Source organism: bacterium (assembly GCA_019637795.1).
Taxonomy (GTDB): domain Bacteria; phylum Desulfobacterota; class Binatia; order HRBIN30; family CADEER01; genus JAHBUY01.
In genome coordinates this window covers 230924-244424 of record JAHBUY010000001.1, presented here as the reverse complement: position 1 = coordinate 244424, position 13501 = coordinate 230924, and the positions used below count along the sequence as shown (strand labels likewise).

At 72.5% G+C, this 13501-nt stretch carries 12 protein-coding genes; 7 read left to right on the top strand and 5 right to left on the bottom strand.

Annotated elements, in window-relative coordinates; genetic code table 11:
* Positions 1 to 16: 16 nt before the first annotated feature.
* A complete protein-coding gene (locus KF840_01140) occupies positions 17 to 292 on the bottom strand; it encodes a hypothetical protein (GenBank protein MBX3023492.1) in 276 nt (91 codons plus the stop codon).
* 362 nt (positions 293 to 654) lie between these two features.
* Between KF840_01140 and KF840_01135 the strand changes: the two genes are divergently transcribed.
* From KF840_01135 to KF840_01115, 5 genes are read left to right on the top strand one after another with little or no spacing between them, the layout of a single operon-like run.
* A complete protein-coding gene (locus tag KF840_01135) occupies positions 655 to 1275 on the top strand; it encodes a MotA/TolQ/ExbB proton channel family protein (GenBank protein ID MBX3023491.1) in 621 nt (206 codons plus the stop codon).
* Between the two features lie 28 nt (positions 1276 to 1303).
* Positions 1304 to 1681, top strand: coding sequence for a biopolymer transporter ExbD (locus tag KF840_01130; GenBank protein ID MBX3023490.1), 378 nt, complete (start codon positions 1304 to 1306; stop codon positions 1679 to 1681).
* A 10-nt stretch (positions 1682 to 1691) separates the two neighbouring features.
* Positions 1692 to 2840 carry a VWA domain-containing protein gene (locus tag KF840_01125; GenBank protein MBX3023489.1) on the top strand — a complete coding sequence of 383 codons (1149 nt, stop codon included), beginning with the start codon at positions 1692 to 1694 and terminating at the stop codon, positions 2838 to 2840.
* 4 nt (positions 2841 to 2844) lie between these two features.
* Positions 2845 to 5196: a hypothetical protein gene (locus tag KF840_01120; protein ID MBX3023488.1), complete on the top strand. Its 2352-nt coding sequence runs from the start codon at positions 2845 to 2847 to the stop codon at positions 5194 to 5196.
* Between the two features lie 31 nt (positions 5197 to 5227).
* Complete coding sequence (locus KF840_01115) at positions 5228 to 5995, top strand: methyltransferase domain-containing protein (GenBank protein MBX3023487.1); 768 nt, start codon at positions 5228 to 5230, stop codon at positions 5993 to 5995.
* A 33-nt stretch (positions 5996 to 6028) separates the two neighbouring features.
* Here the strand turns inward: KF840_01115 and KF840_01110 are convergent, their stop codons facing one another.
* Positions 6029 to 7159: a trypsin-like peptidase domain-containing protein gene (locus KF840_01110; protein ID MBX3023486.1), complete on the bottom strand. Its 1131-nt coding sequence runs from the start codon at positions 7157 to 7159 to the stop codon at positions 6029 to 6031.
* 174 nt (positions 7160 to 7333) lie between these two features.
* Here KF840_01110 and KF840_01105 point away from each other — a divergent pair, with 174 nt between their 5' ends.
* The gene (locus KF840_01105; protein ID MBX3023485.1) at positions 7334 to 7753 is read left to right on the top strand and encodes an Hsp20/alpha crystallin family protein; all 420 of its coding nucleotides are present in this window, start codon (positions 7334 to 7336) and stop codon (positions 7751 to 7753) included.
* An 11-nt stretch (positions 7754 to 7764) separates the two neighbouring features.
* Positions 7765 to 8169 (top strand): Hsp20/alpha crystallin family protein, encoded by a 405-nt coding sequence (locus KF840_01100; protein MBX3023484.1) that lies wholly within the window; start codon positions 7765 to 7767, stop codon positions 8167 to 8169.
* Here the strand turns inward: KF840_01100 and KF840_01095 are convergent.
* The 3 genes from KF840_01095 to KF840_01085 all read right to left on the bottom strand — a co-directional run bounded on the left by KF840_01095 (position 8156) and on the right by KF840_01085 (position 13416).
* Positions 8156 to 9592, bottom strand: coding sequence for a DNA-3-methyladenine glycosylase (locus tag KF840_01095; GenBank protein MBX3023483.1), 1437 nt, complete (start codon positions 9590 to 9592; stop codon positions 8156 to 8158). The genes KF840_01100 and KF840_01095 overlap by 14 nt on opposite strands.
* A gap of 2544 nt (positions 9593 to 12136) precedes the next feature.
* On the bottom strand, positions 12137 to 12550 hold the full coding sequence (locus tag KF840_01090; GenBank protein ID MBX3023482.1) for a secondary thiamine-phosphate synthase enzyme YjbQ: 414 nt from the start codon (positions 12548 to 12550) through the stop codon (positions 12137 to 12139).
* Entirely contained in the window at positions 12547 to 13416 is an 870-nt protein-coding gene (locus KF840_01085) for an isocitrate lyase/PEP mutase family protein (GenBank protein MBX3023481.1), read from the bottom strand. Before KF840_01085 ends, KF840_01090 begins: the two co-directional genes overlap by 4 nt.
* Between the last annotated feature and the right edge of the window lie 85 nt (positions 13417 to 13501).

The window sequence follows — 13501 nt, the reverse complement described above, 5'->3', positions numbered from 1 at the left end:
TGCGGAAGGGCGGACCTCAGCGGGCGTTCAGTCGCACGCAGCGCCGGCAGAGATGGCGAGCCCCGATGGCGAAGTCGATGCGGTCGATCGGCCGCTCGCACTGGGCGCAGGCGCTGACCGGTACCGGTGTCGGGCGGATCAGCACCGCGCTCGCGCTGAGCTCGAGCCGGACCTCGCCGTGGCGCTTGGCGCAGCACTCGGCCTCGTCGAAGACCAACTCGCGGTCGTACCCGTTGCGCGCCGGCATCAGTCGCTCGCCGCCGCTGAAGGTGAGTCTCGCGATTCCGTGCATCGCCTGTCTCCCGTGTGTGGAGTGGACAGGCCCCCACCTGACCAGGTGTGGCCGCATCATGCGCTCCCTGACGACCAACGCAAGGAAATAATTCGTCCCGGCGAGCCGCTGGCGCCGCGTCCGCGCCCGGTCGCCGGCGTCGGCGAGCCGCAGGGCGGGGAAGGTTTGACAGCCCACAGGGGGGCCGGTAACGAGGGACGATCCGACCGAAGCTTGCTTGATCCCCGTACATCCCAGATTCGCGACGGCGACATTCCGGACTCGCGACGGCGCTCGGGCTGTGGGCCATCGCATCGGCGCGCGACCGCCCCGAGTCGCCTGACAGAAGGAGACCTCCCGTGGAGGGTTTGAGCGTCCTCGAAATGATCCAGAAGGGGTGGATGGCCACCTACCCGCTGATCGTCTTCTCGATCGTCACCGTGAGCATCATCTTCGAGCGCCTGTGGGCCCTGCGCAACGTCGTGACGGAGACCCTGCAGCTCTCGGGCGGCCTGACGCCGAGCCTCGAGAAGGGACAGGTGAGCGAGGCGCTGCAGACCGCGCGCGCCCGGGTGGCGACCCCGGCCGGGCGCATCTTCACCGACGTGTTGTCGCGGCACGCCAGCGATTCGCTGGAGTACCTGGCCGACCTCACCGAGGAGAAGCGGTTCGAGGAGGTCGAGGCGCTGAAGGGGCCGCTCTGGGTGCTCGGCACGGTGGGCGCCAGCGCGCCGTTCATCGGCCTGTTCGGCACCGTGGTCGGCATCATCAAGGCCTTCCACAACATGGCGGTGATGGGCAGCGGCGGCTTCTCGGTGGTCGCGGCCGGCATCTCGGAAGCGCTGGTCGCCACCGGGCTCGGCCTCGCCGTCGCCATCATCGCGGTCATCTTCTACAACTACTTCCAGACCCGCATCGAGCGCGTCGAAGCGGCCCTCACCATCGCCTCGAACCGCGTGCTCGACGCCATCCACCTCGGCCGCCAGGCGCATGGCGCTCGGTAGTCTCAAGAAACGCGGCCGTTCTCCGATCATGTCGGAGATCAACATCACGCCGCTCACCGACATCTTCCTGGTGCTGCTGATCATCTTCATGGTCAGCAGCGCGGCGATGATCGACTCCGGCGCCAAGATCAGCCTGCCGGAGGTCGACAGCACCACCGCGCAGCCGCGCGAGATCACCGTGACGGTCACCTCGGCGCAGGAGATCTACGTCAACAGCCAGCCCACCTCGATGGACCAGGTCGAGGACGTGCTGCGCGCCCTCATCAGCGGCAAGCCGGACGTGCCGGTGGTGCTCGAGGGCGACCGCCAGGTGCTGTTCGGCGAGGCGGTGAAGATCCTCTCGATCGCGCAGAAGGCCGGCGCCTCGCAGGTCGCCATCGCCGCGCAGCGCAGCAAGTCGGAGTGAGCGCGCCGCCATGAGCGAGGAGCGCCCGCCCGGCTCCGACCAGAACCAGGATCCCGCCCGGTTCGATCCCTGGTCGGGGAGCCAGTACGGCGGGGCGCGTTTCTTCGCCGTCTCCACCGTGGTGCACGTCGTCCTGCTCCTGGTGCTCGCCGGCATCTCGCTGACCGTCATCCGCAGCGTCCAGACCATCCCGGTGAAGATCGAGGAGGTCGGCATCGAGAGCGACGGCGCGCCGTCGCTCGAGGACTACGCCGGTCTCCTGGAGGTGACGAAAGCGCCGCGGCGCGACGCGCAGCGGCCGCAGGGCCCCGTGGTGCGCAACGTCCAGGCGCCGCGGGTGCCGTCGCTCGCCAGCATCGGGCCCAAGCTGGGGACCGGGCCCAAGGTCGACCTCGACAGCGCCGCGCTGTCGCTCGGCGGCGGCGGCGTCGGCGGCCTCGGCGGCAGTTTCGGCGACTACGTCGGCGGGCTGCGCAAGACCGGCCTCGACCTGGTGTTGGTGATCGACACCACCGAGAGCATGCAGTTCGTCATCGACGAGGTGAAGCAGCACGCCGCCTCGCTGGTGAAGGCCATCCAGCGCATGGTGCCGACCAGCCGCGTCGGCGTCGTGGTGTACCGCGACCAGGGCGACGAGTACGTCACCAAGTGGTCGGACCTGAGCTTCAAGACCGACAAGCTCACCAGCTTCATCTCCACCATCAGCGCCTCCGGCGGCGGCGATTGGGAGGAGGCGGTGCTCGAAGGCGTCGACGCCGCGATGAAGGAACTGAGCTGGCGCAAGAAGTCGAAGAAGATCATCATCGTCATCGGCGGCTCGCCGCCGCATCCCGAGGACGTCAAGCCGCTCGAGGCGCTGATCGGCGAGTTCCGCCGCGATGGCGGCACGCTCAGCACCATCGACGTCACCGACCATCTGCACCTCGAGTTCAGCCGCGCCATGTGGAAGTCGCTGCACGGCGACAAGCCCTTCGAGGCGCCGCCCAAGCCGGAATTCTATGCCGACGTAACGCGCATCTACGGCGACCTCGCCAAGGAGGGCGGCGGCGACCTCGTGCGCCTCGACGACGACAAGAAGCTCATCCGCGACGTGCTCGTGCTCACCTTCGGCACGCGCTGGAAGGAAGAGATGGCCGCGCACCTCAAGGAGCTCTCCTAGACTCATGCGGCGCGCGGCGGGGGTGGTGGCGGCGCTGGCGCTGCTGGCGGTGGCGACGCGGCCGGCGGCGGCGCTGTCGACGGCGGAGATTCGCGCCCAGGCGCGCGGCATCGGCGGCGCCAGCGGCGACGCCGCGGTCGAGCAGCAGCGCGTCGCCCAGCTCGGCGAGCTGGTGCTGGCGTTCATCGATCAGTGCGACAGCGCCGCCCGCGCCGGCGCCGAGACGTCGCGGCGCGACGAGCTGCGCGCCGCCTTCGAGGCGATCAACGGGCCGCTCGAATCGATCTACGGCGCGCGCGCCACCCGCCTCGAGGCGCTGGCCAAGGGGGTCATGGATCAGGACGGCGACCTCGAGGCGCTCTACGAGACGCCCGAATTCAAGCAGTCGCAGGCGGTCGCCGCCGCCGCGCTCTACTATCGCAACTGGCTCGACTACTACGGCGCCCGGCTCTACGACGGCGGGCGCCAGAAGGAGCTGCTGGCGGCCGCCGAGAAGGGGTTCGGCGAGTTCGCGATCGGCGACCAGCCGGGCGAGCTGAAGACCGAGAGTCTGCTGGGCCGCGGTCTCACCAATCTCGAGCTCGGCGACACCGCCGGCGCCCTGCGCGACTTCCAACTGGTGATCGACTCGCCCGTCGCGTCGCCGGAGCGCAAGGCGAAGGCCCGCCTGGCCATGCTCGACGCCTTTTCGCGCGCCCGGCGCACCCAGGACGCGCTGCGCTACTCGGACGAGCTGCTGCGCGGCGGCCAGGTGCCGGCCGCCGACGCCACCGTGGTCCGCTACGTGCGCCTGGTGACCCTGTTCGACGCCGCCGACAAGACCAAGGGCGCCGAGGGCGACCGCTATCGGCGGGAGGCGGCGAGCCTGATGGACACGCTGCGGGCCGCCGGCAAGGGCTGGTCGGACAAGGTCGACGCGCTGCTGGTGTCGCGGGTCGACGATCCGCGCCAGTGGGCCGGCAAGGCCGACTCGCCGCGCGTCCAGTGGGAGCTGGCGCGCCTGATGCTCGTCAAGAACGACTATGCCGGCGCGACGCCGTTGCTGCAGCAGGTGACGGCGAGCCAGGCGGCGGAGGCGAGGGAATTCCAGCCCGAGGCGCACTACTGGCTCGGCGTCGGCGCCTTCAAGAACAACGAGTTCCTCACCGCGGCCGGCGAGCTCGACGCCGCGTTGGCGGCCGGCGGCGGCGAGTGGGCCGGCGAGGCGCGCTACCTGCGCTTCAAGGCGCTGGAGAGCCTGATGGCGCAGCGGCAGGCCGATCCGGCGCTCGCCGCGCGCTATCAGGCGGCTCTGCGCGACTTCCTCGAGAGGAATCCAGACCACCCACTGGCCTACGAGGCGCGCTACCGCTCGGGCGAGCTGCTGCAGGCGAACGGCGACTTCGCCGCCGCCATCGAGGCATACGGCAAGGTCCAGGGCGATCCCGCCTACGTCCTGCGCGCCCGCTTCGGCACCCTCCAGTCGCGTTTCGAGCTGCTGAAGACCGACGCGCAGCCGCCGGCGCGCACGGCGCGGCTGGCGGCCATCGGCGCCGATCTCGACGCCGTGGATGCGCAGGCCAGGGCGCTGCAGACGCAGAAGGGCGCCGCCATCGCCCTGCCCGAGATCCAGGCCAAGGCGACGCTGCTGCGCGCCGTGTACCTCAGCCTCACCAGCGACAAGGGCGACGAGCAGGTGGCGGTGCTGCTGGTCGATTTCGCGACCCGCTTCCCCGAGCAGAAGGAGCTGTTGCCGCAGGCGGTGCGCCTGCGCCTCGGCGCGCTGCTCGCCCTCGGCCGCTTCGCCGAGGCGGAGCAGGTGGTGACGGCGCACGGTCCGGCGCTCGCCGCCGAGCAGCGCGGCGACGCGCTCGAGGGCCTGGCGGCGGGCTTCCGCAAGGCGTCGGCGCGGCGCAAGGCCGAGGGCGACGCCGCCGGCAGCGCCGCCGCGGCGCGCACCGCCCTCGCCCTGTTGGCCCTCGCCGGCGAGCGCGGCGGCGGCGCCAAGCAGCGGATGGAGACGGCGCAGTTGCAGGAAGCGACCGGCGACCTCGCCGCCGCCGAGGCGACGTATGCGGGCATCGTCGCCGCCGATCCCAACGCCCTGCTGGCCGTCCGCGGCCTGGCGCGGGTGGCCGAGGCGCGCGGCGATCTCGCCGCCGCGCAGGCCCACTGGGCCGACTACACCAAGAAGTCACGCGCCGGCGACCAGGGCTGGTTCCAGGGCGAGTACCAGCAGGCGCGGCTGCAGGTCGCCGCCGGCGACGCGACGGGCGCCTGCAAGCGCCTCGAGGCCCTCCGCCCATCGCTGCCGGCGCTGTCCGACGCCGACCTGCGCGGCCAGCTCAGCGCGCTGTACGAGCAGGCCTGCAAGTAGCCGCGGCCGCGGAGCGCGACCCCGCCAGCGCATGTCCTCGCACCGCGACACCATCGTCGACCAGTTCACCCGCCAGGCGGTCCCGTTCGCCACGGCGGCGCCGATCCGCGACGCGGCGGCGATCCAGTTGATCGTCGACACGGCGGGAACCACCGCTGACGACACCGTCCTCGACGTCGCCTGCGGTCCGGGCCTGGTCGCCTGCGCCTTCGCGCGCACCGCGCGGCAGGTCACCGGCATCGACCTCACGCCGGCGATGCTGGCGCACGCGCGGGGACTCGCCGCCGAGCAGGGACTGGGCAACGTCACCTTCGAGCAGGGGGACGCGCTGCCGCTGCCCTACGCCGAGGCGTCCTTCTCGATCGTCGTCTCGCGCTTCGCCTTTCATCACTTCCAGGATCCGGCGGCGGCGCTGGCGGAGATGCGGCGCGTCTGCCGGCCCGGCGGTCGGGTGGTGGTGGCCGACCTCACGGCGTCGCCGGATCCCGCCAAGGCCGCGGCGTTCCACCGCATGGAGACGCTGCGCGATCCGTCGCATGCGCGCGCGCTCACGCTCGACGAGCTGCGCGGGCTGTTTCACGCCGCCGGCTTCCCGCCGCCGCGGGAGGCGTTCTGGAGCATGGAGGTCGACGTCGAGGACCTCCTCCAGCGCTCGTTCCCGGTCGATGGCAGCGAGGCCACCATTCGGCAGATGTTCCGCGAATCGATCCCCGGCGATGCCATGGGGCTGGCCACCCGTCGCGAGGCGGATCGCGTGCGCTTCACCTACCGCAACGTCGTCCTGGCCGGGGCTCGCTGAGCACCGCCGTCCCCTCGTCGTCGGGGCGCCCTTCTACTCCGCGCGCTCGCCGCGTTCGCGTCCCGCGCTGGGCGCCTGCAGGACGACCGCGACGTCGCGTGTCCTGCCGCCGCGCGCGACGGTGATCCGCACGCTGTCGCCGACGTCGTGCTGCTCGAGGAGGAGCAGCACGTCGCCGGACGACTTGACCTCCTGGCCGTCGATCGCGGTGATGACGTCGCCGAGGATCAGCCGCCCGCGCTCGTCGCGCCGGGTGGGCTGGAGACCGGCGCGCGCCGCCCGGCCGCTGACGTCGAGGATCAGCGCCCCGCGGATGCCGAGCTGCCGCGCCACCTGGGCGCTCGCCAGTTGCACGCCGAGCGTCGGCCGCATCACCCGCCCGTGCTGGATGAGATCCGGCACCACCCACTGGACGGTGTCGACCGGGATCGCGAAGCCGACCCCGGCGTAGGCGCCGGAGGGGCTGTAGATGGCGGTGTTGACGCCGATCAGTCGGCCGCTGCTGTCGAGCAGCGGCCCGCCGGAGTTTCCGGGGTTGATCGCCGCGTCGGTCTGGATGACGTCGCGGATCGGGACGTCCGCCAGCGAGCCGATCTCGCGTCCCAGGGCGCTGATCACACCGGTGGTCAACGTGTGGTCGAGCCCGAAGGGATTGCCGATCGCCAACACCTGCTGGCCGACCAGCAGCTCGCTCGCGGCTCCCAGGGGCAGGGCCTGCAGTTGCGCGGCGGGGGCGTCGATGTGGAGCACGGCCAGGTCCTTCTCCGGCGCGGCGCCGACCAGCTTGGCCTCCCAGGAGGTCTGGTCGGCGAGCGTCACCCGCGCCGCGTCGGCGCCCTGGATGACGTGGAAGTTGGTGACGATGTTGCCGCGGGTGTCCCAGATGAAGCCGGAGCCGGTGCCGCGCGGAATCTGCGTCACGTCGAAGCGGAAGACGTTGCGGCGCAGCTCCAGCGAGGTGATGAACACCACCGACGGCGCGGCGCGCTGGAAGAGGTCGACGGTGGCCCGCTCGGCCTCGGTGAGACTGCCGGGCGCGCTCGCCAGGCGGCCGCTGCGGGTGGCGACGCCGACCGCGGGGCTGAGGGCATTCCAGCCCAGACCGCAGAGAAAGCCGAGCGCCGCCAGTCCGGCGCCGGCGATGATCCGTGACCGTCGCATGATTCCCATCCTGTCTGCGTGAGCTGCCGGCGACCGCGGATCGCAGGGACCGGCGCCGGCCGAACGGACTCGCTCCACCCTACGCGGCGGCGCCGGAAAAGTCTCGCGCCGCACGTTGACAGCACCGCGACCCGGATTAGCTTGCGGGCGCTCTCACAGCCCAACAAGGAGGTTGCGATGCCGCGTTTCCCATTCGACTCGCTGTCGCAGCTACAGGCGGAGCTCGACCGCTTCTTCGGCAAACCGCTGGTCGACTCCGGCCTGAGCGGCGCCAGCGTCTACCCGCTGGTCAACGTGTTCACCGACGCGAATGGCATGGTGGTACGCGCCGAGGTTCCGGGCATTCCGGCGGACAAGCTGTCGGTGCAGGTCGAGGCGGGCCAGCTCACCATCAGCGGAGAGCGTTCGATGCCCGCGTCCTCCGGCAGCCTGCACCGGCGCGAGCGCCAGTTCGGACGCTTCTCGCGGACGCTCCAGTTGCCGCCGGAGATCGATCCCGAGCAGGTCGCGGCGGAGTGCCGGAACGGCGTCCTGACCGTTCGCCTTGGCAAGCATGCGGCCGCCAAGCCGCGGCAGATCTCGGTACGCGCCGCGTAGTGGAGGAGGTCATGGCAAGCGAACAGCTCACTCCCAGGGAGAAGCAGGAAGTGCAGGGCGGCGAACAGACCCGCCCCGGCCGCTACTACGTGCCGGACGTCGACATCGCCGAGGGCGAGGACGGGTTGTGGCTGTATGCCGACATGCCCGGCGTCGAGCCGGACGCGGTGTCGGTCGAGCTGCACGACAACGTCCTGACCGTGCAGGGCGAGGTGAGCCCGGCGCCGTACGAGGGGCTGACGCCGATCTACAGCGAGTACCGGGTCGGCTCCTTCCTGCGCCGCTTCGCGCTGTCGCCGCGCCACCGCTTCGATCCGGCGCGGGTGTCCGCGAAGCTGATCGACGGCGTCCTGGCGGTCCATCTGCCCCGGTCGGAAGAGGCCAAGCCACGGCGCATCCCGGTCAGCGCCGGCTGATCCCGCGGCGCGCACCGGCGGCGCCCTCCAGGGCGCGGTCGCGCCGCGACACCCCGGGGCTGCCGAGGAGATAGAAGCGCCACGGCAGCTCCGCGGCATGGCGGATGCCGACGCGGGTCGTCTCGACGATGGCCTCGCGGTGGCGGCCGGCCTCGATCCACAGGCGCTCGCCGGCGGTGAGGTCGACGCCGTCGAGCGCCCGGTCGATCGCCAGCGCGCGGCACAGACGCCCCGGGCCGTTGGCGTTTCCGAGGCCGTCGAGGCCGCGGATCAGCACCGCGCCGGGAATGCCGTCGCGCTCCGCGACGACGTTGACGCAGTGGTGCATGCCGTAGGTGAAGTAGACGTAGGCGTGCCCGGCGGCGCCGAACATGACGGCGTTGCGCGGCGTCCGGCGATGGTCGCGGGCGTGCGACGCCGCATCGTGGGTGTATGCCTCGACCTCGACGATGCGGCCGCGGCGGATCTGGCCGTCGAGCTCGCGGCACAGCCAGTTGCCCAGCAGGGCGCGCGCCAGCTCGAGCGTCGGACGCGAGTAGAAGCGGCGCGACAGCGGACGGCGGGTCACGAGTCGGGTCGAGCCGGGGGGCGGACGACGCGTCGCTGCCGGCGCGACGCCAGCGCCGCGGCGAGATGGGCGAGCAGCAGGGCGCCGACCGGCCAGGCGTCGCCCGACGTCGCGGGTGTCACCGCGCAGCCGCCGCTGGCATGGGCGGCGTCCGCGCGTTGCGCCGCCGGAGGCGTGGTGGTGGCCCGCGCCGCCGGACTCGTCGCGACCGGCACCGCGGTGGGCGTACGCGCGTCGGATACGACGAGCGCCCCGCTGGTGCAGCCGAGGGGCAGCGCCCGGCCTTTGGGGTCGGAAGCGCCGGCGCCGCTGCAGCCGATCGGGTATCGGCCCGGGGCCGCGCCGGGCGCGATGCGCAGCGTGCAGGTGTACAGTGTGGCGGTGTCCCCGATCGGATCGACGTCGGTGAGCGACAGCACCAGCACGCGCGAGCCGCGTTCCGTCTCTCGGTACATCGCCTGCTTGCCGGTTTCCGCGCCGGCGCTGCAGTCGTCGAGGCCGGCGATGCCGGGTAGCAGAAGATCGTTCTGGGTGCCGGCCACGTCGCCGCCACCGCTGAGCGCGACGACCAGAGTGGCATGCTCGCCGGCGCGCCCCGTCGCGGTGCCGACGTGCAGGCACGGGGCGCCGCCGATGCAGTCGCCGGCCGGCGTCGGCGATGTCCCATGGGGAGGCGTTGCCGGCAACGGCGACCGGCTGGGGGTCGGCGACCACAGCGGCGTCACGGTCCGCGTCGGCATCACCAGGGTCGGCGGCGCCGGGCACGCCGCCGACGGATCCGCTGCCGGTGCCAGCGCGCGCAGCGTGTTGCCGTCGCGCACGAAGAGCGCCTCGGGCGTGACCAGATCGAGCCATTCGCCCGGGCCGATGGCGAGCAGCGTCTCCTCGGTCGCGCCGTCCCACGCCGTCACCTCGCCGTCGTTCGCCAGCCCCGACAGGAGCGAGCGTCCGTCGCGCCAGAGGCCGAGGTAGGGAAGGCTCCAGCTCGGCGCCCGCCCGGGCGGCGCCGTCTGCTCGATCGCGGCCGCGTCGCCGGCGGTGTAGGTGAACAGCCGGGCGCCGCGGTCGCCGGGGACGAGGAAGGCGGCGCGCGGACCAACGACGCGCAGGCCGCCGTAGTAGGTTCCGTACGACGCGTCGACCCCGGTGGCCTCGAGCACGCGCGTCAACATGCCGGCCGACCACACCAGCACGACGGGTTGCTCGTAGTAGTCGGCGCCGAAGTTGCGGTAGATGCGCTCGCTGGCGAGGAGGATGACGCCGTCGCCGAACAGGCGCGCCTGGTGGAGACGGTAGCGCCCGTCGCCTCCCGTGCCGGCCTGCATCCGCGCCCCGCCCGACCGCGACGCGCCGGCGCCCGCCAGGGCGGCGCTGGTGAAGGGGGGCAGGGTCGGCGTGTCGGTCTCGCCGGACAGGAAGCGGTGGTCGATGATGCTGGGGTCGGGAAAGCCGACGCCACTCGACGACCCGCCGCCGTTGGCGAGCGCGATCGGCAGGCGCTGCAGGCTGCCGTCGGAGTCTCGGACGACCAGCGCGTTGGGACCGTACGGTCCGTCGAGCGTCGCCAGCGCCAGCACCCGGCCGCGCGCATCGGCGTCGAGCAGCAGCGGGTAGTTGCCGTCGTCGATCGAGGCGAACTGGAGATCGAAGACGACCGATCCGTCGCTCGCGACATCGCCGCGGCCGATGACCCGCTCGAGCCGCGCCGGCGTGGCGCGGTAGATCGACGGCTCGACGCGATAGCTGGTGTAGCCGTCGCTGCCGAAGTCGTCGCTCGGCACCAGGATCGACGCCGTGAACAGCAGCGAGTCGGCGGGCGAGAAGGCGCACTGGTGGAAGGCGTAGAAGCGCCGGCCGCCGGGCGCGGGATCGCCGACGCGGGCCGCCAGCCGCGGGCCGCTGGCGTCGATGCACGCCAGGCCGGCGACACCCTCGGTGCCCTCGAGGCCGACGGCGATGCGGCCGTCCGCGGCGGCGCAGCCGGCGTGGATGCCGTCGTCGGCGAGCACGTCGCCGTCCGGCAGCACGTCGCCGGTGCGCGCCAGGCGCGTCGCCTCGCCATCGCGCCAGCGGGTCACTGCGATCACGCCGTCACCCACCAACTCCGTGAGCGCGATGTCACCGCGGTCGTTGAGCGCGCCGGCGAGCGCGATGCCGTCGAGCAGTCGGGCGGCCGGGCCGTCGGCCGGGAACAGGACGGCGCGATACTCGACCTGGGCGATGACGTCGCCGGCGTCGTCGAGCGCCGCCCAGCCATCGGGAATGACGGCGAGCGGGTAGCGCAGTCCGGGCGGCGGTGCGTCCCCGTTGGCGAAGACGCGGACGATGCCGCGGCCGGCGGTGCGGTAGAGCCCGGCGCGGCCATTCTCGGCGCCGGCGAACAGCACGTCGCCGCGCCGATTGGCCGCCATCACCGAAACCGGACCCAAGGGCGCGCCGTCCGCGCCGAGCGTGCCGGGATCGACGAGCACCACGGGCGGGGCCTGGCGGTCGAAGCGCACGAGGCTCGGCCCGCGCCCTGCCGTCGTCACCGCGACGATCGCGGCGCCGTCCTCGGCGAGCGCGACCAGGCCGACTCGCTGCTGATCGCCCGCGTGGATCGTGCGCGCCGCCGCCAACTCGTGCACGGCGGGATCGTCGAAGACGTAGACGGTGCTCTCGTCGCGGGTGTCGCCCTCTTCGTCCCGCTCGCCGCAGGGGCGGCCGCCGGTGGCGATCCAGGCCCCGATCGCCACCTGGCCGGCATCGTTGATGCGCGCCGAATCGATGTTGCACAGGATGTTGCCTTCGGCGTCGGCCGCCCCGGCGGCGACCCAGGTCTCGCCGCGGCCATCCGGCTGGACGACGTGCAGCGCGCTGCCGCGCCACGACCACGCCGGCGCGGGATCGGTGAGCCGCACGGCCAGCGCGCCACGCACGTTCCAGCCCAACTCCCATTCCAGGGGGCGTCGTGGGGCGACGCCCTCGGGGGCGAAGGCAGTGGCGATTCCTCGCTCGTCGGCCCAGTACAGCGACGGCGTGCGGCCGCCACCGGCGCGAACCAGGAGGGCGCGACCGGCATCGTCCAGCCCGGCGAGGGTGAACCCGTAGGTGCCGACGCGGCCGAGGCGCGGAACGGGATCGCCGGCGCCGATGACGCGGCGCAGCGCCGCAGGAGTGGTCGCCGCAGCGGCGGCGGTCACGGCGAGTAGCGTCGCGGCGCCGATGGCCGCGAGCAGCCGCGCTGGTCGCATGGTCATGCCGTCTACCCCCGACCGCCACGGTCGAGCAACGGCCGTGCCTCGCGCCGGCAAACGGCCGTTGTCGCGTCCGGCGGGTGCCGGCGGTCGCCGCGGCGTCTGCCGTGGCGCCGCTGCAAGGCAGCGCCGCGCCAGGTGGTGGGGGTCCGGTCCGCGCGCCTCACTCGCCGAGGATCTTGACCACCACCCGCTTCTTCCGCCGGCCGTCGAATTCGGCGTAGAACACCTGTTCCCAGGGGCCGAGGTCGAGGCGCCCGGCGGTGATCGGCAGGATCACCTGGTGGTGGACCAGTGTGCGCTTCAGGTGCGCGTCGGCGTTGTCCTCGCCGGTGCGGTGGTGCAGGTAGTCCGGCTTGGCCGGCGCCAGCTCGTCCAGCCACTGCTGGAAATCCTGCTTGAGGCCGTCCTCCTCGTCGTTGACCCAGATCGCGGCGGTGATGTGCATGGCGCTGACCAGGCACATCCCCTCCTGGATGCGCGAGCGTTCGACGATCTGCGCCAGCCGGTCGGTGATGTTGATCAGCTCCCGTCGCCTGGCGGTCGAGAAGGTCAGGTACTCGGTGTGGGCGGTCATGGCTCGTCGCGGAAGCGGCGTTCGAGCGCGTAGTGGCGCTCGAGGTCGATCAGGGCGTTGAACTCGTCGAAGCTCAGCAGGCGGTCGAGCTGGCCGCGCATGGTGCCGGCGCGGCGCAGCTCGGCGTAGGTCTCGCGCACCGCCTTGGCCGCCGACAGGAGCGCCGCCAACGGCGTCACGATGAGATCGAAGCCGAGGGCGTGCAGCTCGTCGGGCGGCAGCAGGGGCGTCCTCCCGCCCTCGACCATGTTGGCGACCTTGGGGCCGGGGATGGCCCTGGCGATCCGTTCGAGCTCGGCGACCGACTCCGGCGCCTCGATGAACACCGCGTCGGCGCCGAGATCGCGCGCCGCCTGGCCGCGCGCGATCGCCTCCTCGAGGCCGATGGCGGCGCGGGCATCGGTGCGGGCGACCAGGAACAGATCGCGGCGGTCCCGTTCGGAGACCACCGCCTTCAGCTTGGCGAGCCACTCGCGGCGTTCGACCACCTGTTTGCCGCGCATGTGGCCGCAGCGCTTCGGCCACACCTGGTCCTCGAGGAACAGCCCGGCGGCGCCGGCGGCGTGGTAGAGCTCGACGGTGCGCAGCACGTTGAGCGGGTTGCCGTAGCCGGTGTCGGCGTCGACCAGCACCGGCCGGCTCGTCAGGCGGCAGACGCGTCGCGCCGCCTCCGCCATCTCGGTCTGCGTCAGATAGCCGAAGTCCGGTTCGCCGAGCAGGGTCGCGGCGACGCTGAAGCCGCCCATGAACAGGACTTCGAAGCCCGCCTGCTCGGCCAGTCGGGTGGTGAGGCCATCGTAGACGCCTCCCATCACCAGTGGACGTCGTTCGGCGGCGAGATCGCGGACGCGTTGGGCGGTCGTCATGGGGACACAGATGAACACAGATGGCCGCCGATGGACACAGACTCCAGCCGCGCCCCGACGGGACGAGGAGAGGGGAGCGCCAGCG

Excerpts from the sequence above, each read along its gene's own strand:
- KF840_01125 (MBX3023489.1), top strand. The coding sequence starts at position 1,692 with ATGAGCGAGGAGCGCCCGCCCGGCTCCGACCAGAACCAGGATCCCGCC.
- KF840_01135 (MBX3023491.1), top strand. The coding sequence starts at position 655 with ATGATCCAGAAGGGGTGGATGGCCACCTACCCGCTGATCGTCTTCTCG.
- KF840_01130 (MBX3023490.1), top strand. The coding sequence starts at position 1,304 with ATGTCGGAGATCAACATCACGCCGCTCACCGACATCTTCCTGGTGCTG.
- KF840_01095 (MBX3023483.1), bottom strand. The coding sequence starts at position 9,592 with ATGGCTCGATCTGGTCACGCCCGAGGCGCTCTTCGTGCGCGACGGCAA.
- KF840_01100 (MBX3023484.1), top strand. The coding sequence starts at position 7,765 with ATGGCAAGCGAACAGCTCACTCCCAGGGAGAAGCAGGAAGTGCAGGGC.
- KF840_01090 (MBX3023482.1), bottom strand. The coding sequence starts at position 12,550 with ATGACCGCCCACACCGAGTACCTGACCTTCTCGACCGCCAGGCGACGG.
- KF840_01105 (MBX3023485.1), top strand. The coding sequence starts at position 7,334 with ATGCCGCGTTTCCCATTCGACTCGCTGTCGCAGCTACAGGCGGAGCTC.
- KF840_01085 (MBX3023481.1), bottom strand. The coding sequence starts at position 13,416 with ATGACGACCGCCCAACGCGTCCGCGATCTCGCCGCCGAACGACGTCCA.
- KF840_01115 (MBX3023487.1), top strand. The coding sequence starts at position 5,228 with ATGTCCTCGCACCGCGACACCATCGTCGACCAGTTCACCCGCCAGGCG.
- KF840_01120 (MBX3023488.1), top strand. The coding sequence starts at position 2,845 with ATGCGGCGCGCGGCGGGGGTGGTGGCGGCGCTGGCGCTGCTGGCGGTG.
- KF840_01140 (MBX3023492.1), bottom strand. The coding sequence starts at position 292 with ATGCACGGAATCGCGAGACTCACCTTCAGCGGCGGCGAGCGACTGATG.